The 26,731-nt window shown below is 71.0% G+C and carries 25 protein-coding genes; 14 read left to right on the top strand and 11 right to left on the bottom strand.

What is annotated here, in order from left to right; translation table 11 throughout:
• Positions 1-200 precede the first annotated feature (200 nt).
• Both CACI_RS03995 and CACI_RS50955 read left to right on the top strand, forming a co-directional pair.
• Complete coding sequence (locus CACI_RS03995) at positions 201-1,964, top strand: acetyl/propionyl/methylcrotonyl-CoA carboxylase subunit alpha (RefSeq protein WP_012785039.1); 1,764 nt, start codon at positions 201-203, stop codon at positions 1,962-1,964.
• Positions 1,965-2,077: 113 nt separating this feature from the next.
• Complete coding sequence (locus CACI_RS50955; RefSeq protein ID WP_012785038.1) at positions 2,078-3,520, top strand: hypothetical protein; 1,443 nt, start codon at positions 2,078-2,080, stop codon at positions 3,518-3,520.
• 65 nt (positions 3,521-3,585) lie between these two features.
• On the opposite strand, the gene CACI_RS03985 is transcribed toward CACI_RS50955, so the two are convergent.
• A complete protein-coding gene (locus CACI_RS03985) occupies positions 3,586-4,167 on the bottom strand; it encodes a DUF6215 domain-containing protein (RefSeq protein ID WP_012785037.1) in 582 nt (193 codons plus the stop codon).
• 78 nt (positions 4,168-4,245) lie between these two features.
• Positions 4,246-5,661 (bottom strand): NAD(P)H-quinone dehydrogenase, encoded by a 1,416-nt coding sequence (locus CACI_RS03980; RefSeq protein ID WP_012785036.1) that lies wholly within the window; start codon positions 5,659-5,661, stop codon positions 4,246-4,248.
• A gap of 93 nt (positions 5,662-5,754) precedes the next feature.
• On the opposite strand from CACI_RS03980, the gene CACI_RS03975 reads away from it, so the two are divergent.
• From CACI_RS03975 to CACI_RS03965, 3 genes are all read left to right on the top strand, one after another.
• Complete coding sequence (locus tag CACI_RS03975; RefSeq protein WP_012785035.1) at positions 5,755-7,134, top strand: MFS transporter; 1,380 nt, start codon at positions 5,755-5,757, stop codon at positions 7,132-7,134.
• 66 nt (positions 7,135-7,200) lie between these two features.
• Positions 7,201-8,010, top strand: a complete 810-nt coding sequence (locus tag CACI_RS03970; RefSeq protein ID WP_012785034.1) for a purine-nucleoside phosphorylase — start codon at positions 7,201-7,203, stop codon at positions 8,008-8,010.
• Between the two features lie 20 nt (positions 8,011-8,030).
• Positions 8,031-9,722 carry a phospho-sugar mutase gene (locus CACI_RS03965; protein WP_012785033.1) on the top strand — a complete coding sequence of 564 codons (1,692 nt, stop codon included), beginning with the start codon at positions 8,031-8,033 and terminating at the stop codon, positions 9,720-9,722.
• A 94-nt stretch (positions 9,723-9,816) separates the two neighbouring features.
• On the opposite strand, the gene CACI_RS03960 is transcribed toward CACI_RS03965, so the two are convergent.
• Positions 9,817-10,932: an FAD-dependent oxidoreductase gene (locus tag CACI_RS03960; protein ID WP_012785032.1), complete on the bottom strand. Its 1,116-nt coding sequence runs from the start codon at positions 10,930-10,932 to the stop codon at positions 9,817-9,819.
• Between the two features lie 82 nt (positions 10,933-11,014).
• On the opposite strand from CACI_RS03960, the gene CACI_RS03955 reads away from it, so the two are divergent.
• Positions 11,015-11,695, top strand: a complete 681-nt coding sequence (locus tag CACI_RS03955) for a TetR/AcrR family transcriptional regulator (protein ID WP_012785031.1) — start codon at positions 11,015-11,017, stop codon at positions 11,693-11,695.
• Positions 11,696-11,720: 25 nt separating this feature from the next.
• On the opposite strand, the gene CACI_RS03950 is transcribed toward CACI_RS03955, so the two are convergent.
• Positions 11,721-12,443, bottom strand: coding sequence for a hypothetical protein (locus tag CACI_RS03950; protein ID WP_012785030.1), 723 nt, complete (start codon positions 12,441-12,443; stop codon positions 11,721-11,723).
• 119 nt (positions 12,444-12,562) lie between these two features.
• On the opposite strand from CACI_RS03950, the gene deoC reads away from it, so the two are divergent.
• The 4 genes from deoC to CACI_RS03930 all read left to right on the top strand — a co-directional run bounded on the left by deoC (position 12,563) and on the right by CACI_RS03930 (position 16,324).
• The gene (deoC, locus tag CACI_RS03945) at positions 12,563-13,504 is read left to right on the top strand and encodes a deoxyribose-phosphate aldolase (protein ID WP_012785029.1); all 942 of its coding nucleotides are present in this window, start codon (positions 12,563-12,565) and stop codon (positions 13,502-13,504) included.
• Positions 13,505-13,531: 27 nt separating this feature from the next.
• A complete protein-coding gene (locus tag CACI_RS03940; protein WP_041541109.1) occupies positions 13,532-14,959 on the top strand; it encodes an aldehyde dehydrogenase family protein in 1,428 nt (475 codons plus the stop codon).
• Positions 14,952-15,980 (top strand): aldehyde dehydrogenase family protein, encoded by a 1,029-nt coding sequence (locus CACI_RS03935; protein ID WP_012785027.1) that lies wholly within the window; start codon positions 14,952-14,954, stop codon positions 15,978-15,980. The genes CACI_RS03940 and CACI_RS03935 overlap by 8 nt, the downstream gene beginning before the upstream one ends.
• A gap of 71 nt (positions 15,981-16,051) precedes the next feature.
• Entirely contained in the window at positions 16,052-16,324 is a 273-nt protein-coding gene (locus tag CACI_RS03930) for a hypothetical protein (protein ID WP_012785026.1), read from the top strand.
• 144 nt (positions 16,325-16,468) lie between these two features.
• On the opposite strand, the gene CACI_RS45065 is transcribed toward CACI_RS03930, so the two are convergent.
• Both CACI_RS45065 and CACI_RS03920 read right to left on the bottom strand, forming a co-directional pair.
• Positions 16,469-17,281 (bottom strand): hypothetical protein, encoded by an 813-nt coding sequence (locus CACI_RS45065; protein ID WP_012785025.1) that lies wholly within the window; start codon positions 17,279-17,281, stop codon positions 16,469-16,471.
• Positions 17,282-17,508: 227 nt separating this feature from the next.
• Positions 17,509-18,048 carry a SigE family RNA polymerase sigma factor gene (locus tag CACI_RS03920; RefSeq protein ID WP_012785024.1) on the bottom strand — a complete coding sequence of 180 codons (540 nt, stop codon included), beginning with the start codon at positions 18,046-18,048 and terminating at the stop codon, positions 17,509-17,511.
• A 116-nt stretch (positions 18,049-18,164) separates the two neighbouring features.
• Between CACI_RS03920 and CACI_RS03915 the strand changes: the two genes are divergently transcribed.
• The 3 genes from CACI_RS03915 to CACI_RS03905 all read left to right on the top strand — a co-directional run bounded on the left by CACI_RS03915 (position 18,165) and on the right by CACI_RS03905 (position 21,046).
• Entirely contained in the window at positions 18,165-18,842 is a 678-nt protein-coding gene (locus tag CACI_RS03915) for a response regulator transcription factor (protein WP_012785023.1), read from the top strand.
• Positions 18,843-18,923: 81 nt separating this feature from the next.
• Entirely contained in the window at positions 18,924-20,441 is a 1,518-nt protein-coding gene (locus tag CACI_RS03910) for a sensor histidine kinase (RefSeq protein ID WP_012785022.1), read from the top strand.
• Entirely contained in the window at positions 20,438-21,046 is a 609-nt protein-coding gene (locus CACI_RS03905; protein WP_012785021.1) for a hypothetical protein, read from the top strand. Before CACI_RS03910 ends, CACI_RS03905 begins: the two co-directional genes overlap by 4 nt.
• Positions 21,047-21,339: 293 nt before the next feature.
• Here CACI_RS03905 and CACI_RS03900 read toward each other — a convergent pair whose 3' ends face one another.
• Together CACI_RS03900 and CACI_RS03895 are read right to left on the bottom strand one after the other, a co-directional pair.
• Positions 21,340-21,936 carry a hypothetical protein gene (locus CACI_RS03900; protein WP_012785020.1) on the bottom strand — a complete coding sequence of 199 codons (597 nt, stop codon included), beginning with the start codon at positions 21,934-21,936 and terminating at the stop codon, positions 21,340-21,342.
• 171 nt (positions 21,937-22,107) lie between these two features.
• Positions 22,108-23,211 (bottom strand): adenosine deaminase, encoded by a 1,104-nt coding sequence (locus CACI_RS03895; protein WP_012785019.1) that lies wholly within the window; start codon positions 23,209-23,211, stop codon positions 22,108-22,110.
• 132 nt (positions 23,212-23,343) lie between these two features.
• Between CACI_RS03895 and CACI_RS03890 the strand changes: the two genes are divergently transcribed.
• Positions 23,344-23,598: a hypothetical protein gene (locus CACI_RS03890; protein WP_012785018.1), complete on the top strand. Its 255-nt coding sequence runs from the start codon at positions 23,344-23,346 to the stop codon at positions 23,596-23,598.
• Positions 23,599-23,657: 59 nt separating this feature from the next.
• On the opposite strand, the gene CACI_RS03885 is transcribed toward CACI_RS03890, so the two are convergent.
• The 3 genes from CACI_RS03885 to CACI_RS03875 are packed head-to-tail and all read right to left on the bottom strand — an operon-like array spanning position 23,658 to position 26,699.
• A complete protein-coding gene (locus CACI_RS03885; protein WP_012785017.1) occupies positions 23,658-24,947 on the bottom strand; it encodes a thymidine phosphorylase in 1,290 nt (429 codons plus the stop codon).
• Between the two features lie 13 nt (positions 24,948-24,960).
• Complete coding sequence (locus CACI_RS03880) at positions 24,961-25,374, bottom strand: cytidine deaminase (protein ID WP_012785016.1); 414 nt, start codon at positions 25,372-25,374, stop codon at positions 24,961-24,963.
• A 20-nt stretch (positions 25,375-25,394) separates the two neighbouring features.
• Complete coding sequence (locus CACI_RS03875) at positions 25,395-26,699, bottom strand: ABC transporter permease (protein ID WP_012785015.1); 1,305 nt, start codon at positions 26,697-26,699, stop codon at positions 25,395-25,397.
• Between the last annotated feature and the right edge of the window lie 32 nt (positions 26,700-26,731).

Below are 26,731 nucleotides of genomic sequence, written 5' to 3'. Positions count from 1 at the left end.
CGGGAAAAGAGTAGCGGTCGCCCTTCCCCGACGCATCCACCTTGAGAGGGAGAAAATCGACGTCGAAAGGCGCATCCGGCTGCCACGAGGGTTGCAGACGGGTACCGAGAAGTGGCGCGAACCACGTCCGCATCGTGCGGCCGGTTCACGCAGACGGCCCTAAACTGCGAACGACCACCCACTGGGAAGGGATTGCCGCCGTGCGCAAGGTTCTGATCGCCAATCGTGGCGAGATCGCGGTCCGAGTCGCCCGGGCGTGCCGGGACGCCGGTCTGGGCTCCGTCGCGGTCTACGCCGACCCGGACCGGGACGCCCTGCACGTCCGCGTCGCCGACGAGGCGTACGCCCTGGGCGGTTCCACCCCCGGCGACTCCTACCTGGTCATCGACAAGCTGCTGAAGGCGGCCGCGGACTCCGGCGCCGACGCGGTCCACCCGGGCTACGGGTTCCTGTCGGAGAACGCCGAGTTCGCGCAGGCGGTGATGGACGCCGGTCTGACCTGGATCGGTCCGCCGCCGGCGGCGATCAGCTCGCTGGGCGACAAGGTCTCGGCGCGGCACATCGCGCAGCGCGCCGGTGCGCCGTTGGTGGCCGGTACGGCCGATCCGGTGAGCGGGTCCGACGAGGTCGTGGCGTTCGCCAAGGAGCACGGGCTGCCGGTGGCGATCAAGGCGGCGTTCGGCGGCGGCGGGCGTGGGCTGAAGGTGGCGCGCACGCTGGAGGAGATCCCCGAGCTGTATGACTCGGCGGTGCGTGAGGCGGTCAGCGCCTTCGGTCGCGGAGAGTGCTTCGTGGAGCGCTACCTGGACCGGCCGCGGCATGTGGAGACGCAGTGCCTGGCTGACAAGCACGGCAACGTGGTCGTGGTCTCCACGCGTGACTGCTCGTTGCAGCGTCGCCACCAGAAGCTGGTGGAGGAGGCTCCCGCGCCGTATTTGAGCGAGGAGCAGACTGCTGAGCTGTACCGGGCGTCGAAGGCGATCTTGAAGGAAGCCGGGTACGTCGGGGCGGGGACGTGCGAGTTCCTGGTCGGCCAGGACGGCACCATCTCCTTCTTGGAGGTGAACACCCGTCTTCAGGTGGAGCACCCGGTCACCGAGGAAGTCACCGGCCTCGACCTGGTGCGGGAGATGTTCCGGATCGCTGATGGCGAGGAGCTGGGCTACGGCGATCCGGAGGTTCGTGGGCACTCCTTCGAGTTCCGGATCAATGGTGAGGACCCGGGTCGGAACTTCCTGCCCGCCCCCGGTGTGGTGACCACATGGCGTCCGCCGTCGGGTCCGGGCGTGCGCCTGGACTCCGGGATCGAACAGGGCGCGGAGATCGGGCAGAACTTCGACTCGCTGCTGGCGAAGCTGATCATCGCCGGCCGGGACCGCAAGCAGGCTGTCGAGCGTGCCCGCCGGGCACTGGCCGAGTTCGAGATCGACGGGATGCCGACCGCGCTGACGTTCCACGTCGCGGTGATGGACGACCCGGCGTTCACGCCGGAAGAGGGCCCGTTCCACGTCCACACGCGGTGGATCGAGACCGAGTTCGACAACACGATCCCGCCCTACGCCGGCGCTCCCGGCGAGGTCGCCGAAGCCGGCGAGCGCACCAAGGTGGTCGTCGAGGTCGGCGGCAAGCGTCTGGAGGTGACGCTTCCGGCCGAGCTGGGGGTGGCTGCCTCCGGCGGCGCGGGCCGGACCGGCGGCAAGGCGGCGCCGAAGCGCTCCGCCGGCGCCAAGAGCGGCGCGGCCGTCTCCGGCGACGCGCTGACCGCGCCGATGCAGGGCACGCTGGTCAAGGTCGCGGTCGAGGAGGGCCAGGAGGTCGCCGCCGGGGACCTGATCGTGGTGCTCGAGGCGATGAAGATGGAGCAGCCGATCAACGCGCACAAGGCCGGGACCGTGACGTCGATCGCGGCCCAGGTCGGGGCGACGGTCACGGCCGGCACGGTGCTTTGTGAGATTAAGGACTGAGCGAGACCGGGGACTTCGCCGGGTCAAGCACTGAACTCCGGCGCAGCCGGTAGGGCCCGCCGTACGCGACGTACGGCGGGCCTTCGCATGCGCTGATCAGTTAGCCTCAGGGAATGGAACACCTTCTTGCCCGCCGGGGAGGGAGGACGTTCGCGGTCCTCCTTGCGGGCTTCGCTGTCCTGTTTTCTCTGTTCGCCTTAGGCGGTGGTCCTGCCCGCGCCGACTCGCCTTCGACGGTCGACTCGGTCGCGGCGGCACTCAAGGACAAGCCGGTCTACGTGGATCCCGGCGCGCCGGTACAGCTGACATCGGCGCAGGTCGACGGGTTGGTATCGCAGATCCACGGGATGCACTCCGGAACGCAGGTCTTCATCGCGGTCCTGCCGGACAATCCGACGTTCGACCAGAGCACACTGCTTCAGCAGCTGCGGAACAAGGTCGGGCAGCCGGGCGTCTACGCCGCGAGCGTCGGCCGCGCCTTCCACGCGCTGGACTTCTCCGGCACGCTGCGCACCGGGCAGGCTGACGGACTGGCCGTCGCCGCGGGGCAGGGCAGCGGCGGGAATCTGAACACCCTGCTGACCTCGTTCGTGTCCTCCGTCGACGCCGCGGTCACCGCCGACGGCCACCCGAACCCGAACGGAAGCTCCAGCGGGAAGCCGTCCTCCTCGAAGTCCGGCAGCGGGGGCGCGATCGTCGGCATCCTGGTGCTGGCGGCGATCGCCGGCGGCGGATACCTGGCGATCGCCGGGCGCAGGAAGCAGCGGGCGAACCGGCGGCGGGCCGCCGAACTCGCCGGGCTCAAGCGCGCCGTGGACGAGGACATCACCGCCTACGGCGAGGTGCTGGACCGGCTGGACTTCTCCCCCGGCGACACCGCCGCGACCGACGAGATGCGCGCGGACTACAGCAAGGCGCTGGATCAGTACGAGGCGGCCAAGTCGGCGGCAGCGGCGGCGCAGCGTCCGCAGGACATGAAGAACGTCACCGAGGCGCTGGACGAGGGCCGCTTCGCCCTGGCGACGCTGGACGCCCGCCGCAAGGGCACGCCGCTTCCGGAGCGGCGCCCGCCGTGCTTCTTCGACCCGCGCCACGGACCGTCGGTCGGTGAGGTGACGTGGGCTCCGCCCGGCGGCGCGCCGCGTCCGGTCCCGGCGTGCGCCGCGGACATGACGCGCGTGGATACCGGGCATGAGCCGCAGGTGCGGCAGGTGGATACGGCGTACGGTCCGCAGCCGTACTACAACGCCGGTCCCGTGTACGGGCCGTGGGCCGGCGGGTACTTCGGCGGATCGATCCTGCCGGCGCTGATGATCGGGACGCTGATGGGCTCGGCGTTCGGCGGCAACGAGACCTACGTCGAGAACAACTACTACGACAACGGCGGCGGAGGCTGGGGCGACGGCGGTCCCGGCGGCGACGGTGGTGGTGGCGGCGGCGATGGCGGCGGCTCAGGCGATGGCGGCGGCTGGGGCGACTTCGGCGGCTCGTCCGATTGGGGCGGCGGAGGCGACAGCGGCGGCGGATCGGATTGGGGCGGCGGCTCTGATTGGTAATGCAGAGTATTGATTCGCTATGAGAGAGGCGGCGGTCGGCCAATGGGTCGGCCGCCGTTTTCTTCTTAGCGGGCTTGCCATTCCGGCAGTCCCGGCAACACCTTCGCCGCGACCATCCGCTCCAGCCGTCCGGCATCGCTTTGCGCAATAGCCGAATCGTTCACCATCATCACGTCCACCGCGTAGATTCCGCCGCCGCCGGAGGCGCTCCAATCCACCTCGAGCCGATTCACCTGCTGGCTCCCCGATGTGCCGGAAAGCAGCGCCGCGGGATGCCCGGCGACCTGCTCCGTGGGCTTCGCGACCGGCGTCTGGGCGGTCGACAGGATCACCGAGTACTGCCCGACGTTCCACTCCACGTGGACCTCGGGATAGTCCGTTGCAGCCTTGCCAGGGACCGCCATCTGGCCGACATACACGGGCTTCGCGCTCGGGACACCCAGCAGCGCGGGCAGCCCGGCCTTCTTCAAGGCCGCGCACAGCGTCGCGCCGGTCTTGTCCGCAGTACTCTGCGATGCTGCGCGGCACGGGTCCGAGTCCCCGCCGCTGCCGCCGGAGTTCCAGATCACCGCGCCGGCGACCACGAGGCCGCCGACCACCAGGGCGGCCACGAGCTGGAACCGGGTGCCGCGATGGGAAACGTCCACGTCCGCCACCCCTGACTGCCGCTGCTACCGATCGGTAACCGACCATCCTGGCAGCGGTATCAGGGTTCGGACAAGCCCTCAGTCCTCGTCCTTCACGTCCGCGTGCAGCCGCCGCGCGGCTTCGGCGACCGAGCCGGACAGCGAGGGGTACACGGTGAACACCGAGGCCACCTGGTCCACCGTCAGGTGCAGGTCCACCGCCATGGTGATGGGGTGGATCAGCTCGCTGGCGCGCGGGGCGACGATGACGCCGCCGACGATGGTGTCCGATCCCTTGCGGGAGAACAGCTTCACGAAGCCGTCCTTGAAGCCGAGCATCTTCGCGCGGGGGTTGCTGTCCAGCGCGAGCTTGTACTCGTTGAAGCCGGGCGAGTCGTGGTGGGCGTTGACGTTGGTCTGGCCGACCGTGGCCACCTCGGGGCTGGTGAAGATGTTGGAGGAGACGCGCTTGAGGTTGATCGGCCACACCGCCTCGCCGAGCGCGTGGTACATCGCGATGCGGCCCTGCATCGCGGCCACGGAGGCCAGCAGCAGGACGCCGGTGACGTCGCCGGCGGCGTAGACGCCGGGCGCCGAGGTGCGCGAGACCCGGTCCACCTCGATGTGGCCGCTCTTGGTCAGCTCGACGCCGGCCTCCTCCAGCCCCAGCCCTTCGGTGTTCGGCAGGGAGCCGACGGCCATCAGCACGTGGGAGCCCTCGACCGTGCGGCCGTCCTCCAGCGTCACGATCACCCGGTCGCCGTCGCGGACCGCGGAGGCGGCGCGGGAGCGGGACAGCACGCGCATGCCGCGGCGGCGGAAGACACTCTCCAGCACCTCGGCGGCGTCGGCGTCCTCGCCGGGCAGGACCCGGTCGCGGGAGGAGACCAGGGTCACCGCCGAGCCCAGGGCCTGGTAGGCGCCGGCGAACTCGGCGCCGGTGACGCCCGAGCCGACCACTATCAACTCCGGCGGGAGTTCCTTGAGGTTGTAGACCTGCTTCCAGTTCAGGATGCGCTCGCCGTCGGGCATCGCCTCGGGGACCTCGCGCGGGCGCACGCCGGTGGCCAGCAGGATCACGTCGGCGTGGTGGACCACGACGGTACCGTCGGGCAGGTCCACCTCGACCTGGCGGTCCGGGGTCAGCCGGCCGCGGCCCTTGACGATCTGCACGCCGGCCTTGCTCAGCGACTCGGCGATGTCCACGGACTGCGCCGAGGCGAGGTTCTTCACCCGGCGGTTGACCTTCTCCAGGTTCACGCCGCTCACGCAGCTGCCGCCGACGGAGACCCCGCCGATGCGGATGCCCAGTTCCTCGGCCGCCTCGAAGGAGGACATCACGTCGGCCGTCGCGATCAGCGTCTTGGACGGCACGCAGTCGGTCAGCACCGACGCCCCGCCCACGCCCTCGCGCTCGACCAGCACGACTTCCGCGCCGAGCCGAGAGGCCACCAGGGCCGCCTCGTAGCCGCCAGGTCCACCGCCGATGATCACGATCCGAGTCACGTGCTCCATTGTCACCCACGAGTTCGCTGAGGCGAAAACGTGTTGGCGGCACCGGATAGCCTGGGTCGGCTAGCGACCAGTTCAGAAACCAGGTAGATAACCGTGAGCAACCCCGCCCAGGACTTCGCGGCGGACGCGCCCTCAATCAGCCAGGTAGCGGAATCGCAGTCTCTGAAGGAGACCTTCCGCGAATCCCTCACCGTTCTGCGCGTCAGCCAGTTCCGGCTGGTGTTGTTCGAACGCCTGCTGTCCACCTCGGCGACCGGCATCTCGTCCGTCGCGCTGTCCTTCGCCGTGCTCGAGGTCACCCGCTCCGCCGCGCACCCCGACGGGAACGCCGCCGCGGTCTCCTTCGTGCTGGCCGCGCAGCTGGCGCCGATGCTGGTGTTCACGCTGGTCGGCGGGGTGCTGGCGGACCGGTTCCGGCCGCAGCGGGTGATGATGGCCGCCAACTTCGCCGCCGCCGCGGGCGAGGGTCTGGCCGCGCTGATGATGTTCACGCACGCCGCGAACACTTGGAACCTGCTGGTCGCCGCGGTGCTCATGGGGACCGGCGGCGCACTGTTCTATCCCTCCTCCCAGTCGCTGATACCACGACTGGTGCACGAGGAGAAGATGCAGGCCGCGTCCTCGCTCTCCCGGCTGGCACAGTCCTCGACGCTGATGATCGGCGCCGCGCTCGGCGGCGTGCTGGTCTCCGTCTTCGGACCGGGCTGGGCCATGGGCCTGGACGCCGGGCTGCTCCTGATCGGCACGCTGCCGCTGTTCCGCATCACCGTCACCGCCCTGGAGCGAGTCGCCGAGAAGGCGCCCGGCATGGTGCACGAGCTGCGCGAGGGCTGGGTCGAGGTGCGCTCCCGCACCTGGCTGTGGGCGGTCATCGCCTGCTACGCCGCAGTCCTGGCCGGCTGGTTCGGCGGCTTCCTGGTGCTCGGCCCGGAGGTGGCCAAGGCCCGCCTCGGCGGCGCCGGCGCGTGGGCGACCATCGTCAGCTGCGACGGCCTGGGCATCCTGCTCGGCGGCGTCGCCGGCCTGGTCTACCAGGTGAAGCGCCCGATGTTCGTCGGCACCATCCTCACCTTCACCTTCGCCCTCCCACCCGTGGTGATGGGCCTCGGCGGGCCGCTGTGGGCGATCTCCGTGGTGTCGGTGGTGGCAGGCTTCTCCGGCGAGTACTTCATGATCCTGTGGACCGTGGCCCTGACCCGCCACATCCCGCAGGACAAGCTGGCCCGCGTCTACTCCTACGACGCCCTGGGCTCCCTGAGCGCCTCCCCCCTCGGCGACCTGATCGCCGGCCCAGCCTCCAACGCGGTCGGCACCAAGGCGGTCCAACTCGGCGCCGGCGGAGTGATCATCGCAGCGACCGGACTGACCTTCATGTCCTCCCAGGTCCGCCACCTGCGCGCCGACGCCCCGGTGATCTCGGCCCTGCCCGCGCCGCTCGGCGAGGAGCCCGCTCCGGGGTTCGCGGCGGTCTGATCGCGCGGCTCGCGGCGTCCGGCCGCCCCGCCGCCGTATGCGGACGGCGCGCTGTACGCTCACCAGGTGACGAACAGTTCAGACGCTTTCCAGGATCCCTACGCGCTGGCCGAGTCGGCTGCCGGCAGGTTGAGCGAGCTTACGGGGCGGCATGATGTCGCCGTGGTCATGGGCTCCGGGTGGGCCGAGGCCGCTGATGCGCTGGGGACGTTGGACTGGGAGTCGCCGGTTGATGCGCTGCCCGGGTTCGCGGCTTCCACGGTTGTCGGGCATGCGGGCAAGGTGGCGTCGGTGACGGTCGGCGGTAACAAGGTGCTGGTGTTCCTTGGGCGCACGCATCTGTACGAGGGTCGTGGTGTCGCCTCTGTGGTGCACGGTGTGCGGACCGCGGTGGCCAATGGGGTGAAGACCGTCGTGCTCACCAATGGGTGCGGCGGGCTGCGGGCCGACATGCACGCCGGGCAGCCGGTGCTGATCAGCGACCACCTGAACCTGCAGAGTGAGTCCCCGATCGTCGGCGCGCGGTTCGTGGACCTCACCGATCTGTACTCCGAACGGCTGCGCGTCCTGGCCCGCACGGTCGATCCGTCGCTGGCCGAGGGCGTCTACCTGGCGCTGCGCGGGCCGCATTTCGAGACGCCGGCTGAGATCCGGATGTTCCGCGGGTGGGGCGCCGACCTGGTCGGCATGTCCACGGCGCTGGAGGCGATCGCGGCGCGCGAGGCTGGCGCCGAGGTCATGGGTATCTCCCTGGTGACGAACCTCGCCGCCGGCATGACCGGCGAGCCGCTGTCGCACACCGAGGTCATGGAGACCGGCGCGGCGTCGGCGGCGTCTCTGGGGACGTTGCTGCAGGGCATCGTCGAGAAGATCTGACCGGCCCGGAAGGGGACGCGATGACGCAGAGCACCGACCACAGCACCACTACGGGCACCGCGATCAGCGAAGCGCTGTTCGCCGCCGCCCGCGCCTGGCTCGCCGAGGACCCGGACCCGGCGACCCGCACCGAGCTGAGCGACCTGCTCGAGGCGGCCGAGTCCGGCGACTCGGTGGCCTACGGCTACCTGGAGGACCGCTTCGACGGCCGTCTGCAGTTCGGCACCGCCGGGCTGCGGGGCGAACTCGGCGCGGGCCCGAACCGGATGAACCGCGTGACGGTGCTGCGCGCCGCCGCCGGGCTCGCCGCGTTCGTGACCGAGGAGCACGGCACCGGCCAGGTCGTGGCGATCGGCTACGACGCCCGGCACAACTCCCGGCGCTTCGCCGAGGACACCGCCGAGGTCATGCTCGGCGCCGGGCACCGGCCCTACCTGATGCCGCGCGAGCTGCCGACGCCGATGCTCGCCTACAGCGTGCTCGCGCTCGGCGCCAAGGCCGGCGTGATGGTCACCGCGAGCCACAATCCGGCGCGGGACAACGGCTACAAGGTCTACCTCGGCGACGGCTCGCAGATCACGACGCCGAACGACACCCTGATCGCCGCGAAGATCGACGCGGTCGGGGCGCTGGCGGACGTGCCGCGCGGCGCGGTCGAGGACGTCGAGGCCGTGCCGGAGGACGTGATCGAGGCCTACATCGCACGCTCCGCGCAGCTGCTGCCGGACGCTCCGAACCTGGACCTCACCTACGTCTACACCGCCATGCACGGCGTCGGCTTCGAGCTGTTCCGCAGGGTCCTGACGAACGCCGGATTCCGCGAGCCGATCAGCGTTCCCGAGCAGCAGAAGCCGGATCCGGACTTCCCGACGGTCTCCTTCCCGAACCCGGAGGAGCCCGGCGCGCTGGACCTGGCGTTCGCCCTCGCGGCGGAGCACGGCGCGGACGTCATCATCGCCAACGACCCCGACGCCGACCGCATGGCGCTGGCGGTCCCGGACAAGGCGGCGCCGAGCGGCTGGCGACGGCTGTCCGGGGACGACGTCGGACTGCTGCTCGGCCACTACCTGGCGACCACGGGACGCCGCGGAACCTTCGCGACCTCCATCGTCTCCTCCGAAGGCCTGGCCGCGATCGCCGCCGACGCAGCGGTCGACTACGCCAGGACCCTGACCGGCTTCAAGTGGCTGTCCAAGGTCCCGGACCTCGCCTTCGGCTACGAGGAGGCGATCGGCTACTGCGTCGACCCCTCGCACGTGAGGGACAAGGACGGCATCACCGCCGCGCTGACCACCGCGGTGATGGTCGCCGCCCTGAAGGCGGACGGCCGGACGCTGCTGGACTACCTCGCCGAGGTCGACCGGATCACCGGCAACCTGGTCACCACGCAGCTGTCGATCCGCAGCAACGACCCCGACCAGATCCAGACCATGATGCGCACGCTGCGCCAGAACCCGCCGAGCGACCTCGGCGGCGTCCCGGTCACCGAGGTCGGCGATCTGTCCGCCGACGGCAAGCCGCTCCCGCCGGAGCAGGGTCTGCGACTGGCGCTGGACGGCGGCTGGATCGCGGTGCGGCCGAGCGGGACCGAGCCGAAGCTCAAGTGCTACATCGAGCTCGGCGACCGCGCGGCGGCGGACCGGGCGCCGGTGGTGGAGCGGATCGCGGCGGTGCGCGCCGAGCTGGACGAGTGGTTCGGGCAGTTCGCTTAGGGCTTCGCAGAGGGCTTTCAGCAGAGCGTTTTCCAGTACGAGGGCGGCCGATCACCCGATCGGCCGCCCTAGCTCTGCACAATTGCGTCCGGTCTCAGCCGGGTTGGAAGAACGCGAGCATCCTCCGCGCCGCGTCCGGAGCCGTCACCATCTCCTGCATCCGCGCGGACATCTGCCCGACCTTGGCGGAGCGTTCGAACATCTCGGTCTCGTAGTCCTTGACCGCAGCCGAGAAATCGTCCGGGTGCGAAGCCAACGCCAAGGCGAGCAGCGCGCCGTCGAGCAGCGCCATGTTGGCGCCCTGCCCCACCGGCGGCATCAGGTGCGCGGCGTCGCCGAGCAGCGTGATGCCGGGCTTCGACGGCCAGGTCAGGCCGACCGGAAGCGTGGTGAGCGGCCGCGGCTGGACGGTGTCGTCGCAGGCTGCGATCAGGGCCCTGAATTTCGCGTGCCATCCGCTGAACAGCTCGAGCAGCCGCTCGCGGGCGGCAGCCGGGTCGTCGAACGGGATCCCGCTGGTCGCGAACCAGTCCGCGGGGGTGGGGTGGAAGCTGGCGTAGACCCGCACGCGGCCGTCGCCGTTGCGCTGCGCCCCCAGGGACTGCCCGTCGCCGAGCACCCAGTAGTTGCCGCGCCCGACCATCGCCGCGAGATCAGGGTGCGTGCGGTCGATGTCGGGGATGCCGAGCTCGACGATGTTCTGGCCGGTGTGCGCCGGCCGGGCGTCGGTGAGCAGCGCGCGGACCCGGGACTCCGCGCCGTCGGCGCCGACCAGCAGGTCGTAGGGCGCGCTGCTGCCGTCGGCGAAGCGCACCATGCCGTCCTCGGCGGAGGCGAACGCGCGCCCCCAGCGCACCGTGCCGTCGGGGAGCGAGTCCAGCAGCATGCCCCGCAGGTCGGCGCGGTCGACCTCGGGCCGCGCGAGCGGGGCGTCGTCGGGGGTGTCCTCCTGCCACAGCAGCGTGCCGTCCGGCTCCAGCAGGCGCATGTCCTGGCCTTCGCCGCGCGCTATCGCGTGGAACTGATCGATCAAACCGGCCTCGCGCAGCGCGCGCTGCCCGGTCCCGCTGTGGATGTCGAGCATGCCGCCCTGCCCGCGCGCGGCGCGGGAGGACTCGCGTTCGTAGACGACGGCTTCGATGCCGTTGACGTGCAGCACGCGGGCCAGGGCGAGGCCGCCCAAGCCGGCTCCGATGATGGCGATGGTCACTGGCGAACCTCCCGATACACTGTATTGGTCGATACACTGTATCGCGCCAGGACGCGAGCTCCAGCGCGGTAATGTCGGCGCCATGGTGGTGTGGGAGAGGCCGGAACCGCCGGAGCGGCCGGCGCCGACCGCTCTGAGCCGGGAGCGCATCGTGCGGGCCGCGATCCGTCTCGCCGACGCCGACGGCTTGGGCGCGGTCTCGCTGCGCAAGGTAGCCGCCGCGCTGGACGTCGGGCCGATGCGGCTGTACGGCTACATCGACACCAAGGAAGAGCTGCTCGACCTGATGGTCGACGCCGTCTACGGCGAGATCCGGTCCGACGGCGACACCTGGCGGGACGTGCTGCGCTCGCATGCCGAGAGCACGCGGCGGGCCGTCCACCGGCACGAGTGGTTCGCCGACCTGATCGGCGGCCGGCCGCAGCTCGGTCCGCAGGCCCTGACCAGCGGCGACGCCGTGGTCGCCGGGCTGGGCGCGGTCGACGTGGACGCCGTGATGCCGGTGGTCGGCGCGGTCAACGCCTACGTGATCGGCGCTGTCCGCCGCGAGATCGCCGAGCGCCGGGCCGAGCGCGCCACCGGCATGGACATCGAGCAGTGGCAGGCCACCTCAGGGCCCTACCTGACGCGCACGTTCGCGACGGGCCGGTTCCCCGCACTGGCGGCGGTGGTGCGTGACGCGACGCACTGGGACGCCGACCAGACCTTCGCCTTCGGGCTGGACTTCCTGCTCGACGGCATCGCGGCGCGCGTCTTCAGCTGACCGGACTGTCGGCGAACGCCCCCGTCTAGAACGCCCCGGCGATCGCCGCCACGACCAGCGCGATGCTCACGCCGAACGGCGCCAGCGTGTACCAGGTCCAGGTCACCGTGGTCGGCGCGGCCTTCTCCACCGAGGTCGTGCACAGCCGCTGCCGGTCGCGCATCTCGACCACCGCCTGGTCGGCGAAGGCCATGGTCTCCATCGGGTCCTCGCGCAGCGTCTTGGGGCGGCCGTAGCCGGCGGCACCCATCGCGCTGCCGGCGATGTCACCGCTGCCCGAGGCGCGCTTCGCCGACTCGGCGCGGGCGCTGCGCACCTTCTTGGCGACCACGCGGTCGTTCTTGCGGCGCTCGTGCATGGAGACCGGGATCGCCCAGACCGTGAACTTGTGCGGCTTGCCCTCCTCGGCGACTGTCTGCACGACCGTGGACAGCCGGGCCGAGATGGACCCCACGCGCGGCCAGCTGACGTCGATGCGGCGGAAGGGATTGCGGATCGAGAGCCGGTCGGCGTGGCTGAAGGCGGCCGGGTACAGGCCGCCGACCACGCCGCTGACCACCATCAGCAGGCCGATCGTGGTGCCGACCGGGTGCTTGTCCGAACCGAGGCCGAACGCGAAGAGGAAGATCGCGCCGAAGACCACCAGCAGCACACCGGTCCCGAGGGATCCGACGGTGCGATAGGAGGTGGGCTTCTCAGCGGGCGGCACGGTGGCGCCGTCCGTCGCGGCCGGGGATTTGAGTCGCATACTCCCGATTCTGCCACCCCCCGTCCCACCCTCCGAGACCACTGGTTGATTGTGATTAATCAGTGATCGGCAAGACCTGCCATTTCACCAGCAAGAGGCCACCGTCTACCGTTGGTCCCGTGACCGCACAACTCGCCCTCGACGACGCGGGCCTGCGCCGCCTCCTCCACGGTCTGCCGCCCGTGGACCAGGTGGGCGCCGACGCCCGCGCCGCCAAGCTGGGAACCCGATCCATCAAGACCACCGCGAAGGCGCAGGCGCTCGACCTCGCCGTGCGGATGGTCGACCTGACCACGCTGGAGGGCGCCGACACCCCGGGCAAGGTCCGGGCGTTGTGCGCGAAGGGCAAGCACCCGGAGCCCGACCAGCCCGACTGCCCGAGCGTGGCGGCCATCTGTGTCTACGGCGACATGGTGGACACGGCGAAGGCCGCGCTGGCCGGCTCCGGCGTCAAGGTCGCCGCCGTGGCCACGGCGTTCCCGAGCGGACGCGCGCCGCTGGCTGTGAAGCTGGCCGACACCGCCGCCGCGGTCGAGGCCGGCGCCGACGAGATCGACATGGTGATCGACCGCGGTGCCTTCCTGGCCGGCCGGTACGCCGCCGTGGCCGAGGAGATCGCCGCGGTGAAGGCCGCGTGCCAGACCGGCGGGCACGACGCGCACCTGAAGGTGATCCTGGAGACCGGCGAGCTGGCCACCTACGACAACGTCATGCGGGCCTCCTGGCTGGCGATGCTGTCCGGCGCCGACTTCATCAAGACTTCCACCGGCAAGGTGAGCCCGGCGGCCACGCTGCCGGTGACGCTGCTGATGCTGGAGGCGGTGCGCGACTTCCGCGCGCAGACCGGGCGGCAGGTCGGCGTGAAGCCGGCCGGCGGCATCCGGACCGCCAAGGACGCCATCAAGTACCTGGTGACGGTGAACGAGACCGCGGGCCCGGACTGGCTGGACCCGGACTGGTTCCGCTTCGGCGCCTCCAGCCTGCTCAACGACCTGCTGCTGCAGCGCCGCAAGCTCGCCACCGGCGTGTACTCCGGCCCCGACTACGTGACGGTGGACTGATTCATGGCGAACACTCAGCTCACGGGGATCTTTGACTACGCTCCCGCGCCGGAATCCCGTTCGGTCGTCGACCTGAAGCCCTCCTACGGGCTCTTCGTGGACGGCGCGTTCGTCGAGGGCTCCGGCGGCGCCTTCAAGTCGGTCAACCCGGCCACCGAGGAGGTGCTGGCCGAGGTCGCGATGGCCGACGCCGCCGACGTGGACCGCGCCGTGGCGGCCGCGCGCCGCGCCTACGACGAGGTCTGGTCGCGTATGCCGGGCGCCGAGCGCGCCAAGTACATCTTCCGCATCGCCCGCATCATCCAGGAGCGGGCTCGCGAGCTGGCGGTCCTGGAGTCCCTGGACAACGGCAAGCCGATCCGGGAGTCGCGCGACGTCGACATCCCCTTGGCCGCCGCGCACTTCTTCTACTACGCGGGCTGGGCCGACAAGCTCGGCCACGCGAACCTCGGACCGAATCCCAGGCCGCTCGGCGTCGCCGGCCAGGTCATCCCGTGGAACTTCCCGCTGCTGATGCTGGCGTGGAAGGTCGCGCCGGCGCTGGCGGCCGGCAACACCGTCGTGCTCAAGCCCGCGGAGACCACGCCGCTGACGGCGTTGCTGTTCGCGGAGATCTGCCAGCAGGCGGACCTGCCGCCGGGGGTGGTGAACATCCTGACCGGCGCCGGGGCGACCGGCGCGGCCCTGGTCTCGCACCCGGGCGTGGACAAGGTCGCCTTCACCGGCTCCACCGAGGTCGGGCGGATGATCGCCAAGCAGGTCGCCGGGACCTCCAAGAAGGTGACGCTGGAACTCGGCGGCAAGGCGGCGAACCTGGTCTTCGACGACGCCCCGCTGGAGCAGGCGATCGAGGGCATCGTCGACGGGATCTTCTTCAACCAGGGGCACGTCTGCTGCGCCGGGTCCCGGCTGCTGGTGCAGGAGTCGGTGGCCGAGGAGGTCGTGGACCGGCTGCGCGAGCGGATGAAGACGCTGCGCGTCGGCGACCCGCTGGACAAGAACACCGACATCGGCGCCATCAACTCCGCCGAGCAGCTGGCCCGGATCCGGACCCTGACCGAGGCCGGCGAGGCCGAGGGCGCGACCCGCTGGGCGCCGCCGTGCGAACTGCCCGAGCGCGGGTTCTTCTTCGCCCCGACCATCTTCACCGGCGTCTCCCAGGCGCACCGGATCGCCCGCGAGGAGATCTTCGGGCCGGTGCTGTCGGTCCTGACGTTCCGGACCCCGGCCGAGGCCGTGGAGAAGGCCAACAACACCGCCTACGGCCTGTCCGCCGGCGTGTGGACGGACAAGGGTTCGCGGATCCTGTGGCTGGCGCAGCGGATGCGGGCCGGCGTGGTGTGGGCGAACACGTTCAACCGCTTCGACCCCACCTCGCCCTTCGGCGGCTACAAGGAGTCCGGGTACGGCCGCGAGGGCGGGCGCCACGGTCTGGAGGCTTACCTCGATGTCTGAGACCAAGAAGAAGACCGCGAAGACCGCTAAGGCTGTGAAGCCGGTGAAGGCTGTGAAGGCGGCGAGCGCGCCCAAGGCCGTCACGGCTGCCACGGCTGCCAAGGCATCGCAGGACGTTCCGGAAGAGACAGCGGCACCGGCGACCACACCCGCAGCGCCGCGTTCCTCGGTCCGCAAGACCTACAAGCTCTACATCGGCGGCGCCTTCCCGCGTTCGGAGAGTGGACGGAGCTACGCCGTGGCGGCGAGCACTGGTGAGTTCATCGCCAACGCGGCGCAGGCCTCCCGCAAGGACGCGCGCGACGCCGTGCGCGCCGCCCGCGCGGCGCAGCCCGGCTGGTCCAAGGCGACCGCCTACAACCGCGGGCAGATCCTCTACCGGATCGCGGAGATGCTCGAGGAGCGCCGCGACCAGTTCGCGCAGCAGATCGCCGGCGTCGAGGGCGGCTCGCTGGAGACGGCCTACGCGCAAGTGGACGCCGCGGTGGACCGCTGGGTCTGGTACGCGGGCTGGTCGGACAAGCTCTCGCAGGTGCTCGGCGCGGCGAACCCGGTCGCCGGACCCTACTGGAACATCTCCTCGCCGGAGCCGACCGGCGTGGTGGCGCTGCTCGCCCCCGCCGCGCCGACGCTGCTCGGGCTGACGTCCGTGATCGCCCCGGCGATCGTCGGCGGCAACGCGGTCGTGGTGGTGGCGCCGGATGCCTCGGCGGTGCCCGCGGTCACCCTCGGCGAGGTCATGGCGACCTCCGACCTGCCCGGCGGCGTCGTCAACATCCTGACCGGCGGCACCGCCGAGCTGGCGCCCTGGCTCGCCTCGCACCTGGACGTGAACGCCCTGGACCTGGCCGGCGTCCCGGCGGGCTCGGAGCTGGCGCGGGACCTGGAGATCGCGGCCGCGGAGAACCTGAAGCGGGTCGTGCGGCCGACGGCGGGCTACGACTGGAGCGCGGACCCGGGGCTGTCGCGGGTGAAGCCGTTCCTGGAGACCAAGACCGTCTGGCACCCGATCGGGATCTGAGCAGCGCGCGAACCGTCACCGCGTGGGTGCCCCGTCGTAACGGCGGGGCACCTGATGTCGTTGGAGCGGACATGTCCAAGAACCCCCGCTCCGCAGCCCGGCGCGCCCTGAGCCTGGCCGCGCTGTCCGGCCTCGGCCTGGCCGCCGCCCCGGCCGCGCACGCCGCCGCCGGACTCGGCGCCACGCAGCTCTACCCGCTGGCGCACACGCCGCTGGATCTGCTGTCGAACAACCTGCACGTGCCGGTCGGCGGCATGGACCTGTCGACGTTCGGGGTCACCGCGCCGTTCCACGACGGGCTGCCGCTGCGCGAGGTCCCGGTCGTCGGTCCGCTGACGCATTGACGCATTGACGCACTGACGCACTGACGCACTGACGCACTGACGCACTGACGCACTGATCGAACCGGCGCGCCGATCGCAGGACCCGGGCACGCGAAAGGGCCGGCCTTCCGGCCGGCCCTCGCGGTGTGCGCTACAGCTGCGACGTCACTCCGACGTCCAGTTGCCGATCCCCAGTCCGCCATCCTGCTGCGGCGGCTGTTGCTGCTGCTGCTGTTGCTGCTGCTGGCCCTGGCCCTGCGGCGCCGGCGGCACCGTCGGGATGGCCTGCGTCATCATCGAGTCCGCGTCGTGCTGCGGCTGCGGCTGGCCCCACTGCGGCTGCGGCTGTTGCTGCTGCGGCGGCTGCTGGCCGGTCTGCTGCGGCGCCTGCTGCTGCGGCGGCGGGCCCCACGGCTGCTGCTGCGGCGGCGGACCCTGCTGCGCCGGCGGCTGCTGCCACTGCTGTTGCTGCTGCGGTCCCGGACCCCACTGCTGCTGCTGGAACCCGGCGGCCGGAGCGGCCGGCTGGTGCTGCTGGAAGTAGCCCAGCACCAGCCAGGTGCCGACGCCGGCGACGGCGATCTGGCCCAGCGAGACGAAGAACGTGGAGGTCTTGTCCCAGCCGGTCGGGCCGCTGGCGCCGAACGACGAGAACAGCGCGACGACCCCGAACAGGTCCGCGACGCCGAGGGTGATCAGCGCCGCCAGGGTCAGGGTCTTGGCCTGCTTCAGGTGCGACGGGGCGTGCGCCAGGTACACGGCGCCGACGACCGCGGCCACCACGACCACGCTCAGCAGGGTCCCGACCTCGCTGAGCGCGCGCTCGGAGAACGACGGCCCGCTGGACCCGAACCCGTTGTTGTTGTTCGCACCCGGATTGAACAAGAAGGTGATGGTGTTGAACAGCGTGCTGAGCGCACCGTAGGCGAGCAGCGCAAAGGCCGCCGGTTCGCGAAGGCGCTGAGCTATCGGAGGCATGACCTCTAGCCCCTAACTGTGAGTCGGTCAGTCTTCGCCGAACAGCCTTCCACACAACGTGGGGCGCGGGAACACAAAGCGTTCAGGTCATCGCGTTATCTATGGATTGACGCCGTTTTGGCTTTACCAAAGAAATACAAGGGACTGCGGTACTGCGGGTCCCAAACGCGCGACGTGCCGCGATCAGGGGCGATCAGGGGTGCGATCAGAGCGGTTTCAGGCCGCGTTCAGGCCGCCACGAGATCCGCGTGCAAAGTCCGCACAGCGCCGTTCTCGCGCAGTTTCCTCAACGCGCGCCACAAGGTGGACTTCACTGTGCCGACCGACATCCCGAGCCGCTCGGCGATCTCCGAATCGGTGTAGGAACCGTAGTAACGCAGCGCCAGCACCTGCCGGTCACGATGCGGCAACGCCGCCAGCGCGCTGTGCAGGACGGTGCGCAGCTCGACACGCTCGGTGTCCAGATCCCACACCGCGGAGTCCGGCAGTTCGTCGGAGGCCGGGTACTCCTCGACGCGGTGCCGCCGCCACTGCGAGATCTGGTGGTTGGACATCGTGCGCCGCACATAGGCGTGGGCCACTCGCTTGTCGGCGATGCGGTGCCACGCCCCGTACACCTTGACCAGGCCTTCCTGCAGCAGGTCCTCGGCGTCGGCGGGGTTGGCGGTGAGCTGGCAGGCCGCGCGCAGCAGCGTCGAGCGGCGCGTCGCGACGTACTCGGTGAAGTCGTCTCGCAGGCCGCGTACGTCCGGGGCATGGTCTGTCATGCCTAGAAGGCTCGCCGCCGCCCTTCCGCGCTTCGTCGCCGACGTGTCACAGGAGTGCAACAGCCCCTGTCTGAAGACTTCCTGAGAGCGGCCCAGGTCAAGGCAGAATGTGAGCCATGCCCTCCCTGCTCCTGGTCGAAGACGACGCCGCCATCCGCACGGCGCTCCAGCTCGCGCTGACCCGCCAGGGCCACCAGGTCGCCGTCGCCGCCAGCGGCGAGGAGGCGCTGGCCACCTACAAGACCGTGCGTCCGGACCTGATCGTCCTGGACGTGATGCTGCCCGGCGTGGACGGCTTCGAGGTCTGCCGCCAGATCCGCCGGACCGAACAGCTGCCGATCATCCTGCTCACGGCCCGCAGCGACGACATCGACGTGGTCGTCGGGCTGGAGTCCGGCGCCGACGACTACGTCGTGAAACCGGTCCAGCCGCGCGTCCTGGACGCCCGCATCCGCGCGGTCCTGCGCCGCGGCGAGCGCGAGACCAGCGACGTCGCGGTCTACGGCGACCTGACCGTGGACCGCTCGGCGATGACGGTGAGCAAGCACGGCACCGCGATCCCGCTGACCCCGACGGAGCTGAAGCTGGTGATGGAGCTGTCCCGGCACGCCGGCCAGGCGCTGTCCCGCCAGCAACTGCTGCGCCTGGTCTGGGAGCACGACTACCTCGGCGACTCCCGCCTGGTCGATGCCTGCGTCCAGCGGCTGCGCGCGAAGGTCGAGGACGTCCCCGCCGAACCGACGCTGATCAAGACGGTCCGCGGCGTCGGCTACCGGCTGGACCCGCCGCGATGAGCGCCGCGGACAGAGACACCGAAGCGATCACACAGAGCACTGCTTTGTACGCGCACAGCGACGAAAGCCTGAGGGCGCACCGTGCTTAGGGAGAGACCGAAGAGCGCCAAGCTCGCGAAAGCACCGAAGGTGCAGGAGCTGCCCCGGCGCGCGGACCAAGAGCGCCGCAGGCACAAGCGGCCGCTGCGGCTGACCGGGCTGCGGATGCGGCTGCTGGCGGCGTTCGCGGCGGTGGCGCTGATGACGTCGGCGGCGGTGACCGGGGTCTCCTACGTGCTGACCCGGCAGTCCCTGATGAACCGCGTCAACCAGAGCTCGGTGCAGCAGTTCAAGGCCGCGGTCGCCCAAACCCGGGAATCGCTGCAGGAGGCGCGGCCCTCGACGACCCCGGTCGACCTGAGCACGATCGGCTTCAAACTCCTGGCCGCCAGCGGCACCGACTGGGTGCTGTACCGCACCGGGATGAACTACGGCACGACCGAGAACTACCTCAGCTACAACTCGATCCCGCCCAAGCTCCGCGTCGCGGCGCAGAAGAACATAGCCTGGCAGCGGACCCGCGTGGGCAACCAGCCGTACCTGATCGTCGGCAGCTCCGTGCAGCCGAACGGGATCGAGGTCTACAACTTCGTCAGCCTGGAGTCGCAGCAGGAGGACCTCAACCGGCTCGCCCAGAACTCCGCCATCGCCGCCGCGATCGCGATAGCGATATCGCTGCTGCTCGGCCTGCTCGCCTCCCGCGGCGTCCTGCTTCCCTTGCGGCGCCTGGGGATCGCCGCGCGGCGCCTCGGCGCCGGCAAGCTGGACACCCGGGTGGAGGTGAAGGGTAACGACGAGGTCGCCGACGTCTCGCGCACCTTCAACGAGACCGCCGAGGCCCTGGAGCGCTCCATCGCCGAACTGCGCTCGCTGGAGGCGGCCTCGCGGCGGTTCGTCGCCGACGTCTCGCACGAGCTGCGCACGCCGCTGACCGCGATGACCGCCGTGAGCGACATGCTCGAGGAGGCCACCGACGTCGGCGACGAGAGCGCGCCGGCCGCGCAGCTCATCGTCACCGAGACCCGCCGGCTCGCCCGGCTCGTCGAGGACCTGATGGAGGTGTCCCGCTTCGACGCCGGCACCGCGCAGCTGCGGCGCGAGGACGTCGACCTGGTGGCGCTCGTGCACGGCTGCCTGGACGCGCGCGGCTGGACCGGGCGCGTCACCCTGAACGTGCCGCCGAGCCTGGCCGTCACCGTGGACCAGCGCCGGATCGACGTGATCGTGGCGAACATGGTCGGCAACGCGATCAAGCACGGCGGGGAGGGACCCGTGGAGCTGTCCATCGGCGCCTTCGGGCCGAACCTGGTCCTGCAGGTGCGCGACCACGGACCGGGCATCCCCCCGGACGCCCTGGAGCACATCTTCGAGCGCTTCTACAAGGCCGACAAGGCCCGCGTCCGCTCCGAGGGCAGCGGCCTGGGACTGTCGATCGCCTACGAGAACGCGCACATCCACGGCGGCGAGCTGGCCGGCGGCAACCATCCCGACGGCGGCGCCGTCTTCACCTTGCGGCTGCCGCTGCAGGCGACCATCCCGGCCCAGGAGGCGCAGGAATGAGGCGGGGGAAGAAGATCGCGGCCCTGACGGCCGCCGCGGCGGCGGTCGTGCTGACCGCCGGCGGCTGCGGGGTGCAGTCCACCGGCGTGAACATCGCGCAGACCGAGCCGTTCGGGGAGCCCGCGACGAGCGTCCCGCAGTCGGTCTCGCCGTCTCAGTACCCGTATACGGTGTCGGTGTTCCTGTTCTCGGTCTACAAGGGCCCCGGGACGATGATCAGCCGGCCGGTCGCCAAGCAGCCCAGCGCCATGGACCTGCCGAACGAGCTCGCCCAGCTCTCCAGCGACGAACAGCTCAACCAGTACACGACCTTCGTCCCCTCGGGCATCACCCTGAAGCCGACCAATCAGGCGCACATGTACTTCGTGTACAGCCCGACCCGGCTCAGCGCGCTGGCCCAGCTGCAGATCAACTGCACCTTCGACCAGTGGTGGCTCCAGCACCCCGACGGCCACAACCCGAGCAACCGGCTCTTCGACCCGAGCACCAACGAGGACACCGGCTGGCAGGACTGCAAGGACGGGGTGGTCGTCCCCAACGCGGGCAGCGCCGCGGCGGCCAAGCCCTCCAGCACGCCGACCGCCAAGGTCGACACCGTCGGCTGAACGACGCGACGGCCGCGCGACCCCTTCGCAGGGATCGGCGCGGCCGCCGGAAAGAATCACCTATCTGAACCGGCTTCCCGCCGGGTTGTGTCCGTGCCCTGATCGCACGGGTGGCATCCGGGCCGAGGGAGTCTGCACTGCCGTCGGCCCGGGTTCGGGGTGGGAAAGTCTGTGCCGCGGCGGGTTAGCGCCGGGTGGTGCGTGGTGCGTGGTGGGTGTCGCGGTGTGTCGCAGGGTGCTGATTTTGATTCGACCCGTGCGACCCGGTCATCCGCGACGGAACCGCGGGTGGGTCAGCCGCCCAGGCCCGCCAGTCCGCCCAGACCGCCGGCCAGCGGCAGATTGCCGGCCAGGCCGCCGACGAGCGGGAGGCCGTGCAGGGCGTTGGTCACGTTGTCCAGCGGACCGGTCTGCGCGGCCGGGGCGGCCGGGGCCTGCGGCATCGGCGCGGCGGCCGGCGGGAAGTACGGCGCGGCCGGAGCCGCGGCGGCCGACGGAGCGGCGTGCTGCGGGACGTAGGGCGTCCGCAGGCCCTCGGTGCCGGGCATCGGGCGGCTGCGGCGCAGCGGCAGCTCGCCGAGGTCCGCGTAGCCCAGACCGGGCAGCGCGTCCGGGGTCGGCGAGGCGTCCTCGAACATCCCCGGGAGCTGGCCGAGCACCGGGAAGCCGGACAACGGGATGCCCGCGACGGCGCCGTTGTTGTGGGCCACGGCGCCGAGCACCGCGGGCACGGCGTTGGTGGACACCGGCAGGCCGTTGCCGGCCAGATCCGGCGTGCCGATGGCGGCGCTCGCCTGGCCGGCCATGGCCGCCGCCCCGACGGCGGCCAGACCGACGGTGCCGGCGGCGACGCTCAGACCGCGGAGCGCGCTGGGGGTGAGCTTCGACATCGGTGATACCTCGCGGATTGCATAGGGGACCACGATCGCGGTGTGCGACGCGGCGAATACGCAAGGTACCGACAATGCTCCGGCGGCTCCAACACCACCTCCGCCGAAAAGGTGAGTTCCCCGGGCTCCTAACAGAACGCCGGACAAGCCCTCGCGCCCCGCCGATTCCCCTTACGCCGGCGGCGGGGACGCCTCGGCGCGAAGCCGCTCGTAGGCCGGCTTCACGTGCTCGTTGATCAGCTCCAAGCGCTGGTCAAAGGCCAGGAACGCGGACTTCAGAGCGTTTATCGTAAACCACTGCATGTCCTCCAGCGTGTAGCCGTGGGCCTTGTGCAGTTCGGTGAACTCGCGCGTCATCGACGTCGAACTCATCAGCCGGTTGTCGGTGTTCACCGTCACCCGAAAGTGCAATTCGCGCAGCAGCCCGATCGGGTGCGACTCGTAGGAGCGCGCCGCCCCGGTCTGCAGGTTCGAGGTCGGGCACATCTCCAGCGGGATCCGCTTGTCCCGCACGTACGCCGCGAGCCGTCCGAGCGTCGCCTTGCCGTCGGCGTCCACCAGGATGTCGTCCATGATGGTGTTGCCGTGCCCGAGCCGGTCCGCGCCGCACCACTGCAGCGCCTCCCAGATCGAGGGCAGCCCGAAGGCCTCGCCGGCGTGGATCGTGAAGTGGAAGTTCTCCCGGCGCAGGTACTCGAAGGCGTCCAGATGCCGGGTGGGCGGATACCCCGCCTCGGCGCCGGCGATGTCGAACCCTGACACACCCCGGTCCCGGTGCCGCACCGCGAGTTCGGCGATCTCCGAGGAGCGCGCCGCGTGCCGCATCGCGGTCAGCAGCGTCCCGACCTGGATCCGGTTCCCGGCGGCGGCAGCGCGCCGCTCCCCTTCGCGGAAGCCGGCGTCCACGGCCTCGACCACCTCGTCGAGACTGAGCCCGGCTTCCAGGTGCTGCTCGGGCGCGTACCGCGACTCGGCGTAGACCACGCCGTCCGCCGCGAGGTCCTCGGCACACTCGGCGGCGACCCGGAACAGCGCGTCGGCGTGCTGCATCACCCCGACCGTGTGCTCGAAGGTCTCCAGATAGCGGGGCAGCGACCCGGAGTCCGCCGCCTCGGCGAACCACCGGCCGAGACCGTCCGCGGTGCCGTCGTACTGCGGCAGGTTGGCGTACCCGTACTCGTCGGCCAACTCGATGACCGTCTGGGGGCGCAGACCACCGTCGAGGTGGTCGTGCAGCAGGGCTTTCGGAGCCCTGCGAATCAGCTCTTCGTCCATCAGCGAAGCCTAGCCGGTGGGAATGTCGGCTTTCGCCACCAAGAGGCGCATCGATCCGGCGGTTATCGATCCGAGACCGCCCCGGCGGCAACCGGGTCCGGCGCCAAACACCTCGAAGGTGGTCGCCGAGGCGTGGCTCACGGCGTCGCGAAAACCGGCTTGGCCAAGTCGCAGACCACTGCTTCGACGACAGGCGGCACCGCCTTGCTGCTGACCGGTACCGACGGGAGCGTCCTCCACGAATACTTCGTCCAGCGCGGTGCGGTCATCGGCTCCGTGGTCATCACGATCGACGACGCCACGGCCTCGCAGAAGAGCACGAGCCAGGACAAGGCGACGCTGGAGGCGATGGTATCGCTGCTGTGTGCTTACAAGGGCGCCTGCTGAGGTTCTCGGCCAGGCGTCCCGCCGGATGAGACCCGCAGCTCTCGCTGCGGGTCCGGGCCCTACCGGTTCGAGGCGGCGACGCGGTCCAGGACAAGCGGCGACCGGGTGAACTCCGTCCCCGGCGCGGCGATGTCGCAGGCGCCGGCCAGGCTTTCCAGCGCGGTGTCGAAGGTCTCCGGGGTGTCGGTGTGCAGGGTGAACAGCGGCTGTCCGGCGCGCACGGTGTCGCCGGGGACCGCGTGCCACTCCACGCCGGCGCCGGCCTGCACCGCGTCCTCCTTGCGCGCCCGGCCCGCGCCGAGGCGCCAGGCGGCCACGCCGACCTTGAAGGAGTCCATGGCGACCAGGACGCCGTCGCGGTCGGCGGCGACCACGTGGGTCTCCTTCGCCGTCGGCAGCGGGGCGTCGGGATCGCCGCCCTGGGCGCGGATCATGCGCTTCCAGGCGTCCAGCGCCGAGCCGTCGTCGAGCTTGGCCGCCGGGTCCACGCCGGCCAGGCCGGCGGCGTCGAGCATCTCGCGGGCGAGCGCGAGTGTCAGCTCCCTGATGTCGGCCGGACCGCCGCCGGAGAGCACCTCGACCGACTCGCGCACCTCCAGGGCGTTGCCCGCGGTGCGGCCCAGCGGGGTGTCCATCGCGGTGATCAGCGCGGTGGTGCGGACGCCGTGGTCGGTGCCGAGGGCGACCATGGTCTCGGCCAGTTCGCGGGCGTCGGCGAAGTCCTTCATGAACGCGCCGCTGCCGCACTTCACGTCCAGCACCAGCGCGCCGGTGCCCTCCGCGATCTTCTTGGACATGATCGAGGACGCGATCAGCGGGATCGCCTCGACGGTCCCGGTGACGTCGCGCAGCGCGTAGAGCTTCTTGTCCGCCGGCGCCAGACCGTCGCCGGCCGCGCAGACCACGGCGCCGGCGTCGGCCAGGATCGCGAGCATCTCGGCGGTGGACAGCGAGGCGCGCCAGCCCGGGATCGACTCCAGCTTGTCCAGCGTGCCGCCGGTGTGGCCCAGACCGCGGCCGGACAGCTGCGGGACCGCCGCGCCGCACGCCGCCACCAGCGGCGCCAGCGGCAGCGTGATCTTGTCGCCGACGCCGCCGGTGGAGTGCTTGTCCACGGTCGGGCGCGTGAGCGCGGAGAAGTCCATCCGCTCGCCGGAGTCGATCATCGCCTGCGTCCAGCGTGAGATCTCGCGCCGGTTCATGCCGTTGAGCAGGATCGCCATCGCCAGCGCGGACATCTGCTCCTCGGCCACCCGGCCGTCGGTGTAGGCGGCGAGGATCCAGTCGATCTGCTCGTCGGTGAGCTCCGCGCGGTCGCGCTTGGCGCGGATGACGGTGATGGCGTCCATGTGCGTTGCGTCCCTAGCTGTGATTGCTGAGATTGTCCGGACCGAAGGCCCGGGGCAGGAGGTCCGACAGCGATGTCGCCGACGGCTCCGAATCAGGGCCCAGATCCACGAGCAGATCCGTGCCCCCGAACTCGAACAGCAGCTGGCGGCACCGCCCGCAGGGCATCAGCGCCGCGCCTTCGCCGTCGACGCAGGCGAAGGCGACCAGCCGCCCGCCGCCGGAGGCGTGCAGCGCGGACACCAGCCCGCACTCGGCGCACAGCGTCAGCCCGTAGGAAGCGTTCTCCACATTGCAGCCGCTGACGATCCGCCCGTCGTCGACCAGCGCCGCCGCGCCCACCGGGAACGTCGAGTACGGCACGTACGCGTGCGCCATCGCCTCTCGCGCGGCGGTGCGCAGGGCGGCCCAGTCGATCTCGGTGCTCATCGGATCAGGTTAGCTCTCGTCTAGCCCTTGACGTAGGGCTTGCCGTCGGCGGCGGGCGCCCGGACGCGGCCGATCAGACCGGCCACCGCGAACAGCGTCGCCACATAGGGCAGCGTCCCCAACAGGTCCGAGGGGATCGGCAGCTGGAGCGAGGAGGTCTGGCTCGCCAGCGCGTCGGTGAAGCCGAACAGCGCCGCGGCGGCCAGTGCGCCGAACGGCGACCAGCGGCCGAAGATCACCGCGGCGAGCGCGATGAAGCCCTTGCCGTTGGTCATCGACTCGGTGAAGTTGCCGACGTTGCCGACCAGCCACGCCCCGCCGAGGCCGGCGAAGGCGCCGCCGAGGGCGACGTTGCGGTAGCGCAGCCGCAGCACCTTGATGCCCACGGTGTCGGCGGCGGCCGGGTGCTCGCCGACCGCCCGGGTGCGCAGACCCCAGCGCGTGTGGAACAGGCCGAGGTGCACCAGCACCACCAGGAACACCGTGATGTAGACGATCAGCGGCTGGTCGAACAGCACCGGGCCGACGACCCAGATCGAGGCCAGGCCGGGGATCCGGACCGTGGTGAACGGGGTCAGGTTGTTGTACGAGTTCTGGTTGGTCTGCATCAGCGACTTGTAGAGGAAGCCGGTGACGCCCAGCGCCAGCAGGTTCAGCACCACGCCGAGCACGACCTGCTCGATCAGGTAGCGGATCGCCAGCACCGCGAGCAGCAGACCCATCAGCGCGCCGGCCAGCACCCCGGCGATGACGCCGATCCACAGGCTGTGCGTGGCGGTTCCGACCAGCGCGGTCATGAAGCCGCCGAACAGCAGCTGGCCCTCGATCGCGACGTTGACCACGCCGGAGCGCTCGCCCACGACACCGCCGAGGGCGCCGAGCACCAGCGGCACGGCCGCGATCACCATGGAGTCCAGGACCGAGGGCAGGACCAGACGCTCGCCGCCCTTGGGGTCCGCGGCGCTCCACGCCATGAAGGCGAAGGTGAAGCAGAACAGGACCACGGAGGTCCCGATCAGCCGCCAGCGCCGCGGCAGCCGCACGGCCAGGCGCGCCACGCCGATCAGGATGACCACGGCGGCCAGCGCCACGATCGCCGGCCGGGCCGGGAACACCCAGTCCGGGACGTGCGTGCCCTGCTTGGACACCAGCGTCATCCCGAAGGTGGTGCTCGCGCCGTGCGCGGTGCGGGTGCCCAGGCCGAAGCCGAACAGCACCACCAGGCCCATGACGATCTGCGTGACGCCGGCGGTGTACCGCCGGGTGTCCGCCTCGGCGCCGCCGGCTATCACCGCCGGAGCGGGGGCGACAGTAGCTACCGCCATGTCAGTGGACCTCCACCTTCGAGGCCGCCAAG

Origin of the sequence: Catenulispora acidiphila DSM 44928 (assembly GCF_000024025.1) — a bacterium.
GTDB lineage: Bacteria > Actinomycetota > Actinomycetes > Streptomycetales > Catenulisporaceae > Catenulispora > Catenulispora acidiphila.
Note: the sequence above shows the minus strand (reverse complement) of the source record. Positions and strands in the feature narration are given on the sequence as shown.

Coding starts and splice junctions, on each gene's coding strand:
- CACI_RS50955 (WP_012785038.1), top strand. CDS start 2,078: ATGGAACACCTTCTTGCCCGCCGGGGAGGGAGGACGTTCGCGGTCCTC.
- CACI_RS03980 (WP_012785036.1), bottom strand. CDS start 5,661: ATGGAGCACGTGACTCGGATCGTGATCATCGGCGGTGGACCTGGCGGC.
- CACI_RS03965 (WP_012785033.1), top strand. CDS start 8,031: ATGACGCAGAGCACCGACCACAGCACCACTACGGGCACCGCGATCAGC.
- CACI_RS03955 (WP_012785031.1), top strand. CDS start 11,015: ATGGTGGTGTGGGAGAGGCCGGAACCGCCGGAGCGGCCGGCGCCGACC.
- CACI_RS03950 (WP_012785030.1), bottom strand. CDS start 12,443: ATGCGACTCAAATCCCCGGCCGCGACGGACGGCGCCACCGTGCCGCCC.
- CACI_RS03935 (WP_012785027.1), top strand. CDS start 14,952: ATGTCTGAGACCAAGAAGAAGACCGCGAAGACCGCTAAGGCTGTGAAG.
- CACI_RS03930 (WP_012785026.1), top strand. CDS start 16,052: ATGTCCAAGAACCCCCGCTCCGCAGCCCGGCGCGCCCTGAGCCTGGCC.
- CACI_RS45065 (WP_012785025.1), bottom strand. CDS start 17,281: ATGCCTCCGATAGCTCAGCGCCTTCGCGAACCGGCGGCCTTTGCGCTG.
- CACI_RS03920 (WP_012785024.1), bottom strand. CDS start 18,048: ATGACAGACCATGCCCCGGACGTACGCGGCCTGCGAGACGACTTCACC.
- CACI_RS03915 (WP_012785023.1), top strand. CDS start 18,165: ATGCCCTCCCTGCTCCTGGTCGAAGACGACGCCGCCATCCGCACGGCG.
- CACI_RS03905 (WP_012785021.1), top strand. CDS start 20,438: ATGAGGCGGGGGAAGAAGATCGCGGCCCTGACGGCCGCCGCGGCGGCG.
- CACI_RS03900 (WP_012785020.1), bottom strand. CDS start 21,936: ATGTCGAAGCTCACCCCCAGCGCGCTCCGCGGTCTGAGCGTCGCCGCC.
- CACI_RS03895 (WP_012785019.1), bottom strand. CDS start 23,211: ATGGACGAAGAGCTGATTCGCAGGGCTCCGAAAGCCCTGCTGCACGAC.
- CACI_RS03885 (WP_012785017.1), bottom strand. CDS start 24,947: ATGGACGCCATCACCGTCATCCGCGCCAAGCGCGACCGCGCGGAGCTC.
- CACI_RS03880 (WP_012785016.1), bottom strand. CDS start 25,374: ATGAGCACCGAGATCGACTGGGCCGCCCTGCGCACCGCCGCGCGAGAG.
- CACI_RS03875 (WP_012785015.1), bottom strand. CDS start 26,699: ATGGCGGTAGCTACTGTCGCCCCCGCTCCGGCGGTGATAGCCGGCGGC.